Annotated in this window: 9 protein-coding genes and 1 pseudogene; all 10 read left to right on the top strand. The window is 35.6% G+C overall.

Going from position 1 to position 10219, the window contains the following annotated elements:
- Window positions 1-348, top strand: a pseudogene (locus NFS18_RS18275) (radical SAM protein); the annotation flags it as partial.
- Between the two features lie 23 nt (window positions 349-371).
- Entirely contained in the window at window positions 372-1232 is an 861-nt protein-coding gene (locus tag NFS18_RS18270; protein ID WP_251392865.1) for an ATP-binding cassette domain-containing protein, read from the top strand.
- On the top strand, window positions 1232-2428 hold the full coding sequence (locus tag NFS18_RS18265; RefSeq protein WP_251392864.1) for a hypothetical protein: 1197 nt from the start codon (window positions 1232-1234) through the stop codon (window positions 2426-2428). The genes NFS18_RS18270 and NFS18_RS18265 overlap by 1 nt, the downstream gene beginning before the upstream one ends.
- A gap of 11 nt (window positions 2429-2439) precedes the next feature.
- A complete protein-coding gene (locus NFS18_RS18260; RefSeq protein ID WP_251392863.1) occupies window positions 2440-3645 on the top strand; it encodes a hypothetical protein in 1206 nt (401 codons plus the stop codon).
- Window positions 3646-3918: 273 nt separating this feature from the next.
- Window positions 3919-4095 carry a hypothetical protein gene (locus NFS18_RS18255; protein WP_251392862.1) on the top strand — a complete coding sequence of 59 codons (177 nt, stop codon included), beginning with the start codon at window positions 3919-3921 and terminating at the stop codon, window positions 4093-4095.
- An 89-nt stretch (window positions 4096-4184) separates the two neighbouring features.
- On the top strand, window positions 4185-5987 hold the full coding sequence (locus NFS18_RS18250) for an ABC transporter ATP-binding protein (protein ID WP_251392861.1): 1803 nt from the start codon (window positions 4185-4187) through the stop codon (window positions 5985-5987).
- 2 nt (window positions 5988-5989) lie between these two features.
- Entirely contained in the window at window positions 5990-7174 is a 1185-nt protein-coding gene (metK, locus tag NFS18_RS18245) for a methionine adenosyltransferase (RefSeq protein ID WP_251392860.1), read from the top strand.
- Between the two features lie 100 nt (window positions 7175-7274).
- On the top strand, window positions 7275-8162 hold the full coding sequence (locus tag NFS18_RS18240; RefSeq protein ID WP_251392858.1) for an ABC transporter ATP-binding protein: 888 nt from the start codon (window positions 7275-7277) through the stop codon (window positions 8160-8162).
- Window positions 8149-9357, top strand: coding sequence for an ABC transporter permease (locus NFS18_RS18235; RefSeq protein ID WP_251392855.1), 1209 nt, complete (start codon window positions 8149-8151; stop codon window positions 9355-9357). Before NFS18_RS18240 ends, NFS18_RS18235 begins: the two co-directional genes overlap by 14 nt.
- The gene (locus NFS18_RS18230; RefSeq protein WP_251392853.1) at window positions 9358-10137 is read left to right on the top strand and encodes a M15 family metallopeptidase; all 780 of its coding nucleotides are present in this window, start codon (window positions 9358-9360) and stop codon (window positions 10135-10137) included. It begins immediately after the preceding gene.
- Window positions 10138-10219: the final 82 nt, after the last annotated feature.

Here is a 10219-nt window from a genome sequence, read left to right as displayed (position 1 = left end):
ATCTACGTCACGGTAGAAGGGGAGTTCAAAGCGTGTGAGAAAATAGGAACGGCGCCGGTATTGGGAAACTGTGAGGATGGTTATGATTTTGAGAAAGTATATAAGATTTACATAGAAGACTATGCGAAGTATTTCGAAGAGAAATGTAATAAGTGTTGGGCAAGACCGATGTGTTCTATCTGCTATGAGCGCACGATGGGAAAAGACGGTGTAAAGCCTGACATAGAGAATAAAGTCTGCGGAGGTTCGAGACGAATCATCAAGGATTTGTTTGTCAACTACTATAGATTTTTTGAAAAAGACAAAGAATTGCTGGAGAAATTGTTATCGAAATACGAAATCAGTTAAGAGATGGATGGTGGAGACGAAATATGTTGCAATTAAAAGAAATACGGAAAGCTTATGGTAAAAATGTAGTATTAGAAGGAATTAATTTGAGTCTCGCCAATGGAATATATGGTTTTTTAGGAGCTAACGGAGTAGGTAAAACAACACTTTTTAAAATTATTAGTGGATATATTGCGGACTATACAGGTGATGTAGTATATCCACAACATAATGAAAATAAAGAAAATCTGATGGGCTTTTTGCCGCAAAATTTTAGCGGTTATCCTGAGATGACAATATCACAATTTCTAATTTACATGGGAACCATAAAGGCAAAGATTTCTGAAAATGAAGTCGAACAGGATGTAAAAGAAAAAATGGATTTGTTTAATTTGACGGATATAAAAGACAAGAAGCTAAAAGTACTTTCTGGAGGTCAGCTTAGAAGGGTCGGACTCGCGCAAGCATTTCAGTTAAATCCTCATATTGTTTTACTTGATGAACCTACTTTGGGGTTGGATCCGTCTGAGAGAATCAAATTTAAAAACTATATTTCAAGTGCTGGTCATAACCAGATAATACTCATTTCTACTCATATAGTATCAGATTTGGAAGCGATATGTAATGAAATATATATACTAAAAAATCGATATTTTGTGATGAATGGAACGGAAGAAAGTTTGCTTAATAAATGTAAAGGGTGTGTGTGGGAAGCGGAATTTGAAAATGAAGAACAGTTGAGACAATTTATTGGAATAGATACGGTCTCAAGCCTTTATGATTATAAAAACAATATAAAAGCTAGAATAATTAGTACAGTATCACCGGTGCCGAATGCAGTGTCAGTAAAACCAACATTAGAAGATGTATATATGATGAACTTTAAAAAGGGAGGATATGTTTAGTGCATGGTGAGTTGAAAAAATATATGGGTGAGTTGTATGTCAAAGTAATCATTTTTGTATTTGTAATATCTCCCGTTATAATAGCTGTATTGTCGGTCAAAAGTTTTAGTACCGTAAAATCTGTAGAGGATTCACAACTTTTAAGAGGAACGGAAGCAATATCAAAAGAACGGGAAAGATATCAATATGTCCGAGGGGTTTTGGATCAAGAAAAATTGAATGAAGCATTATACTATTATCAATCGATATCGCTGGAAGATATTGCTTATGTGGAACTGGGAATAAAATATCCTGGTATTGTAGATTTGTTATATGAGGCATATACGAATGTTTATGGGGAAGGAAATCATAATTTATATGATTTAAAGAATGCGAATAATTTTTATAGTCAAAATACTGAGCAAATTGAAAAAATATTTGAACAGCAGCCTCAAGAATATACCGAATGGGAACAACAAATAGCGTTAAGCAGGGCGGAAAAAGTAAGAGCGCCTTTTTACATAGAATTTAGTCGGCAATGGAAAATTGCTATAAAAAATATAGGGATACTGTTATTGATTTATTCTATTGCCATAATCCTTATTGGAACAAACAGTTTTGCATATGAAAAAGAGAAAAATATGGAATTAATATTGGCAACGCTTGATACAAAAAAACTGTACACAATGGGGTGGCAGAAGATAAAAACTTTTTTGTTGTTTATTTCTGTGATGTATTTTGTAATGGTTGCTATATATTCAGTAGTTTATTTCTTTATGACAGGATTTTCCGGTTGGAAGAGTCCAATTCAAATAGAATATTTCACAATCATATATAATATAACTTTTTTGCAGGCATATCTATTGATAATTTTTACAGGCTGGATCTGCTCTATGGCGATAGGAATGGTAATAGTTGTTCTGAATTCATTCCTGCAGTCAGTGTACAGCACTTTAGCGGTGGGCTTTTTATTGATTTATTCACCTTTGATAATATCGAAGTTTAGTATAGTGCCAAATGGATTAAAAACGTTTATGCGCTTGCAGCCGGTTAATGCACTTATGACGGAGAAATTGTTGGTATCATTGCATAGCCAAAAATTTCTATCCATTAGCATCCCGGAGGGTGTTTTTTTATTGATTTGTTCGATATTTATAATTGGAATATCTGTGCTAGTGGTGCCTAAATTTTTTTCATTTAGGATAAATAGGGAATAGGAGGGGAAAGTTTGGTTTACGAATTAAAAAAATTTAATAGAAATTCAGCAGTTGTAATTTTACTAATATTGTCTATAACACTTTCCGTTGCTATGCCACTTATTTTTATCAAAGAATATGTAAATTATGAGTACACAACAGGAAAAGAGCAATGTGTGAATGGAATAAAAGGACTTGAGCTAAGGAAGAGGCAAATAGAAAGGGTGGAGGGGGAAATATCAATAACTGAATTGAATGAAGCTCTTACTTATTATAAATCTTTCGCATCAGGGGATGAAGCATATGCAGCAACAGAAGAAAAGTATCCGGGATTTATACTTATACTTAGAGAAGCATATGCTGATTATGCAACAGAAAATGACTTTGTTATTAGTGATATAAAGGATGCAGATGATTTTTACACAAGAGGTATACCCAAAATTCAAAGCAAGATAAAAGCTATTGGGGAAGAGAGTTTTTCTTTTCAAGAGAAAGAAAAAGCATTAAAAAGAGTGAAGAAAATAGAATATCCGTATAATTACAGATTCGTAGAACAATGGGGGATATTGTTTAAATCTTTAATCTTTATTAATTCGCTGATTGCTTTCAATGCAATAATAATTTCCAATTTGCTGTTTTCTTGTGAGAGAGAGAAGGAAATGGATTTATTGTTAATATCAATAGGAAAGAAAAGATTATTTCGGATTGCGTATCAAAAGCTGTATGCAATGATTGGCTATTTGATAGCTCAGTTTTTGATTTGTAATGCAATAACTTCAGGAATAGTTTTTGGGGCTCTAGGGATATCGGGTTGGGATTCACAATTACAAATAATGCCGGATTTCTATACTACGCTTAATAACTGGACGTTTGGAGAAACCTATTTATGGTATTTGCTGATCAGTATGCTATCCATAATAGCGGTAGCTAGTTTTTGCGCCTGTGTCAACGCAGTAGCACAAAAAACATATGTGTCATTAATGGTATCAGGAATACTGGTGTTGTTTCCTATTTCTGTAGCCAATATAAGCTGGATGCCGGTTCAAATTTCTAAAATTTTGAAGGTTCATCCAATTAACGGAATAAATTTGCTGGAATACATCAATTCTTTGCATAGTTATAAAATAGGGTTTTGGTATTTTTCGGAATCAGCGATGCTTATTATGTTGTCGGCAATAGGAATTCTGCTATTTGGGGTTTTATCTCCCGCTATTTATACGAAAAAATTAATAGAGTAATTTTGAGAGTAAAAGTCTGACAGTAAAATGAGATTTTGTTGTTGGACTTTTTTGCGGACTAAAAAGGGCATTCTAAAGGACAGTTGATTCATTTATAGATAATAGTTGATATACTGTGATTAATTCAATTAGTTAGTAATTGGAGAAATTTTAGGAGATGGATAAATAATCTGCGCGGATTAAGGAGATTGGAGGTCTAGAGAAATGACTTTCTAATGCTTAAATATTCGTTCCGGATTTCAAAAAAATTTATTATGAAAAAGAGGTGAGACGATGAAAATTATAGATGATGTAAAGATTTATAATGGTACAACAAGAGCCGGCTGTGTATGCAGCTCAGGACAGGCAAATACCAGAGGCACATTTGCGCCGATTTGGAACTGTAACTGTCAATGTAGTGGAGGGGCAGCCAATAATAATTCAAACCATACCAAAGCGGATCGGGTGTAAAAATTCTAAAATATGCAAAAGTAGCAGGAGTTGTAACCGGAGAAGCAGTTCCTGCTACTAAAGGATATACCATTTTAGGAGAGGTTACTATGTTAAAACAAAAGAATAGAAATATTATATCTAATTTGATTTGGTCTGTAAGAATATTGAGTGAATTTAAAATTTCATATCTTATTTATATGGTAATAGATGCATTGATGAAAGGTATGGCGCCGGTCGTAACATTGCTCTTAACCCAGGAAATGATTAATAACATTCAGATGAAGCAAGGTGCATTTTATGATGTTTTGACATTGCTGGTTTTTCTTACCATGTTTGAAGTAACAAATGAAATTGGCGGAAACATTGTTCAAACAAAATTAAATAATTGTGAGTTGGAGTTTTCGACATTTATTCAGATAAATATTCTTGATAAAGTATCAAATTTAGATAGCAAGGAATTTGAGAACAGTACGACTTATGATTTGGTGAGCAGGGCTCAGTATGACGCAGATTTGGGGGTTTTGGGGAATATAAAAGCGCTTTTTTCAATTTTTTCTTTGGCTATTACTACCTTATCGTATATGGCAATAATGCTCAAGTATAATGCACTTATATTTTTTGCGATTACTATAATTCCTATTATTCGGTATTTTTTTGAAAAAAAATATAATCTGGTTGAATATGAGGTAATCAACAAAAATACCGAAAAAGAAAGAAAATCATCCTATATCTCTTACCTGCTTACAAATGCAGAACATTTTAAAGAAATTAAGATGAACGATCTGTTTAACTTTTTTATCAAAAAATATGAAAAAATAAAATTTGAATGTAATGAGGATTTGATTAAACTGCATAACAAAAGAACCATATTATTTAATGTGTTAGGAGTATTGGAAGTTGCAATAGATTTTTTTGTGATTTCAAATATTATTGCGCAGGCATTTATAGGGAAGATTTTGATTGGAGAATTTATCTTATATAATAATGCAATCAACAATCTAAAACAAAATTTAATAGGTGTTTTTTCCTGCTTTTCTGTTATGTATAAGAACAATTCTATTGTTAGCCAAGTGAAACGTTTTTTTGAACTGGCACCTGAAAAGATAAATGCTGAAGGATTTGACATCAGTGAAATACGCAACATTAGATTTGAAAATGTTTCCTATAAGTACAAGGGAAGTGAAAAATACACATTATCTGATATCAATATAGGTGTTGAATCAGGAGAATTTGTTGTCTTGATGGGATATAACGGTTCGGGAAAATCAACTCTGATTAAAATCTTGATGGGAATATACAATGATTATGAAGGTGAAATATATGTAAATAATGTAAATCGCAAATTGTTTAATTTGGCTGCATACAGACATATTGTAGGTGTATTATTTCAGGATTATATCAAGTATGAAACGACGATTCCCGAAAATATTTGGTACGGTGATTTGAAATATAAAAATGACATTAATACAATTAACGAGTTGCTGAAAAAAGTAAGCCTAGAGGAAGAAATTGATACAGAGAATAATGCTCTGGGATATCAATTTAACGATGGTAGGCAACTTTCAATCGGGCAGTGGCAGAAACTTGCATTAGCAAGAACTCTGATAAAAAATGCAGGGCTATATATTTTTGACGAACCTAATGCAGCACTAGATTTGGTGTCAGAAAATGCTGTACTAAAATCTATTTATAATGAAACACGGGGAAAAATTTCTTTAATCATTATGCATAGATTCAATAGCTTAGTAAAAAAAGCAGACAAAATCGTCGTATTGGAAAATGGAAAAGTTCAAGAAGAGGGCGTGCATGAGGAATTACTTGAGAATGGTGGAATATATGCAGAACTCTATTCCATTCAAAATGAAATAGATGTAAAAAAAACAAGTGAATTACAAGAAGAGGAGAACTAATAATGAACAAAAGACTTTTTACTTCAGAGTCAGTTACAGAAGGACATCCAGATAAAATGTGTGATGCTATATCAGACGCTATACTTGATGCATTGATAAAAGAGGATCCGTTAAGCCGAGTGGCGTGTGAAACAGCAATTACAACGGGACTGGTAATGGTGATGGGAGAAATAACGACAACGGCATATGTCGATATTCCAAAAATAGTGAGAGATACTATTCGGGAGATTGGCTATACGAGAGCAAAGTTTGGATTTGATGCCGATACATGTGGCGTAATTACCTCTATTGATGAACAATCACCAGATATCGCATTGGGAGTCAATGAGTCTTTGGAAACAAAGTGGCAAACAATTGGGCAGATAAAAGCAAGTGGGGCAGGAGATCAGGGAATGATGTTCGGATTTGCGACGAATGAAACAACGGAGTTTATGCCGTATCCGATAGCCTTAGCACATCGGCTTGCCCGCAAACTGACAGAAGTAAGAAAGAAAGGAATTCTTTCTTACTTGAGACCGGATGGGAAAACACAAGTTACTATGGAGTATGATGAAGAAGACAAAGCCGTGCGTGTTGAAGCAATAGTAGTTTCTACCCAGCACGACGCAAATATTTCTCAGGATCAGATATATCAGGATATAAAGAAATATGTCATTGTGCCTGTGGTGCCAGAGAATATGATGGATAAGGATACTATAATTTTAGTTAATCCGACAGGGCGTTTTGTAATAGGCGGGCCGCATGGTGACAGCGGTGTGACCGGACGTAAAATCATTGTAGATACATATGGCGGGTATGCACGACATGGTGGCGGTGCATTTTCGGGAAAAGATTGTACAAAGGTGGATCGCTCAGCAACTTATGCCGCGCGATATGTTGCAAAGAATATAGTAGCGGCTGGTTTTGCAAAAAAATGTGAAATTCAGTTAGCGTATGCAATTGGTGTTGCAAAGCCAGTATCCATAAGAGTCGATACTTTTGGAACTTCAAAATTATCAGAACAATATTTAATTCAAATTATTGAAGAAAATTTTGATTTGAGTCCAGATGGGATAATTGAAATGTTAGATTTAAGAAAACCAATTTACAAACAGACAGCGGCTTACGGACATTTCGGAAGAGAGGATTTAAGCCTGCCATGGGAAAAATTGGATCGAGTAAAAGAATTGAGAAAATATCTCCAATAAATGAAAAATTTTTGGTTATGGCCTAACTTTTTAACGACCTAAGTCGTTATCTATTATATAAGGTGGATTAGAAATTAATTTTGACAGAAAGGATATATAAATGGAACTTAAGATTACAAATCTTACAAAAGAATTTGGACACTTTACAGCGGTAGATCATCTGAACATTACCATGACAAGTGGTGTGTATGGTCTGCTGGGCGTAAATGGTGCGGGGAAAACAACGCTTATGCGTATGCTCTGTACATTGCTTCGTCCTACAGGCGGAAAAATTACTTGTAATGGACGTGATATTTTAGAATTGGGCGAAAAATACAGAGAAATTTTAGGGTATCTTCCGCAGGATTTCGGGTATTACCCGGACTTTACGGTAGAAAATTATTTGCTGTATATTGCATCCATCAAGGGTATTCGTCCGGCGGTGGCTAAAAAGAGGGTCAAAGAACTGATTGCAGGAGTAGGACTTCAAAAGGCGACAAAGAAAAAAATGAAACAATTATCCGGAGGTATGTTACGGAGAGCAGGAACTGCACAGGCAATGTTAAATGACCCGAAAATATTGATTTTGGATGAGCCGACAGCAGGACTTGATCCAAACGAGCGTATCCGGTTCCGAAATCTGATTAGCGAATTGGCTGAAAATCGGCTGGTGCTCTTATCAACGCATATTGTCTCAGACATTGAGTATATCGCAAATGAAATATTGCTGATGAAAGAAGGAAAAATCCTTCACAACGGTACTGCGGCTGAATTACTGGGAACGATGGAAAAGGGTGTTTGGAAGTGCTATGTAAATAAAAATGAAGTGGCAAAGTACATGAAGAAATACAAGATTTCTAATATGAAGTCGGAAGCTCACGATGTGGAACTTCGGATTATTTCGGCGAAAAAACCAAAGGCGGACGCAGAACTTGTGGAGGCAAATCTGGAAGATTTATTCTTATACTATTTTGGAGAAAAGGCAGGTGACAGCAATGTTGAATTTTGAAATTAGAAAAATACTTGTGAAGCCGGTGAATAAGATTGTATTTCTTGTTCTGGCGGCAGCGTTGTTAGTGGGAAGTTTTCTTACTCTTAGAGATGTAACGTATACGACAGAAGGCGGAGAAGTGCTTCAGGGGATTTCTGCTGCGAAAGAATTGAAGTCCGCAAAAAATGAGTGGAAAGGTGAGTTGACTGAGGACGTACTAAGGCGGGTAATAGAGGAAAACCAAAAGATTCTTGCAGAAACATCTGACCTTGATGAAGCGTCTGTGAAGCAGCAGGGATTTAGGGATATTCATGAGATGCTGAATAACGGATTTGCCGGATTTAATGAGTGGGAGTATTATCGTGCGGACAGTTTATCGCCGGAGGAAGCGGCAGGAATTTATCAGATAAGAGAGGATAGCCTGAAAGAATATCTTTCTAGAGAGGAGGTAAAGGATACTTTTTCGGAAAAAGAAAAAGAGTTCCTGATCAGCCAGTGGGAGAACCTCAAGACACCTTTTTATTACGAATATACAGAAGGATGGAAAGCGCTTTTAGATTCGCAGTATCTTCCGACTTTGATGACGCTATTAGTTGTGATTCTTGGAACTCTTGTAGCAGGGATTTTCTCTGACGAATGTTCATGGAAAGCGGATTCTATTTTCTTTTCAAGCAAACTGGGGAGAAATAAGGCGGTATTATCAAAAATCGGTGCCGGATTTTTGATTACTACGGTTTTGTATTGGGCATCTATACTTCTCTTCACGATAATCATATTAGGGGCGCTGGGTGTTGGAGGCGCAAATTGCCCGGTACAGCTTGGAGAAAGCAACTGGATGAGTATGTATAACTGGACTTACCTCCAAAAATATTTCTTTGTTACAACCGGTGGATATGTCGGAAGTATGTTCATCATATTTTTGGCGATGGTTGTATCGGCAGTTACACGTTCTACCGTAATTGCAGTTGTGATTCCGTTTGCGTTATCCTGCGCGCCGATGTTTTTGGGAAGAATTACAATTTTTACACGTATCGTAACATTTTTCCCGGATATGCTGCTGAGAATATGCACATACCACGACGAGTTTCTTTTGTGTGAAATCGGCGGAAAAGTAATGGGAGTTTTTACATTCTTGATACCGTTATATGTGGTACTTTGCCTTGCCATTGTTCCGGCTTTGTATTTGGTATATAAAAAGGCAGAAGTAAAATAAATGAGAAGATATAAAAGAAGAAAATTTTGTAAAAAATGGGTGCGGTTATCACTCTTTGCAATTTTGTTTTTTCTTGCGATTTTTACCTTTAAGAAGGGTATTGACAGCGTTACATGGGCAGAAAATTCGATATGGGATATCCTGCAACTGGGGGAAAATCAGGCGGATATATCGGACAATTGGAATTTGGTTTTAGTAAATAGAAATCATCGTATTCCGAAGGATTATGAAATGGAATTAACAGAGCTGTCAAACGGTCAGAAGGTGGATTCCAGAATATATCCGGAATTGCAGGCAATGTTTGATGCGGCAAGAGCAGATGGGTTACAGTTATTTGTCCGGGAAGGATATCGAACTTCTGAAGAACAACAGCAAATTTTGGACGAAAAGATAGAAGCTTATGAAAAGGAAGGTAATTCAAGAATCGAAGCAGAAAAATTAGCAAAAGAATGGGTAGCTGTTCCGAGAACAAGTGAACACGAACTTGGTTTGAGCGTGGATATAAATGCAGACACGTCTATATCGTCCAGCGATTCTGTTTATACCTGGCTTGCAGAAAATGCTCACAGATATGGTTTTGTTAAACGGTATCCTTCCGATAAAACAAAAATTACGGGGATTAGCAATGAACCATGGCATTATCGGTATGTCGGGAAAGAAGCTGCAGAAGAAATGGAAGAGAAAGGAGTCTGCCTGGAGGAATATGTTGAATTATGTAAGCAATCTTTCCTTGAAACTGAAAGACAAAAACGGAGGTTTTGGTGGACGATAAGAAATTAAAAGAAAAAAACTGATCCTGCGGCTAAATATGAGTTCATTCCATGTTTTAATCAAAAAATAACGAAAGAAAAGAGGTAAGATT

It is taken from the genome of Mediterraneibacter agrestimuris (assembly GCF_943193195.1).
Taxonomy (GTDB): Bacteria; Bacillota; Clostridia; order Lachnospirales; family Lachnospiraceae; genus Schaedlerella; species Schaedlerella agrestimuris.
This window is presented reverse-complemented; position numbering and strand designations above follow the sequence as displayed.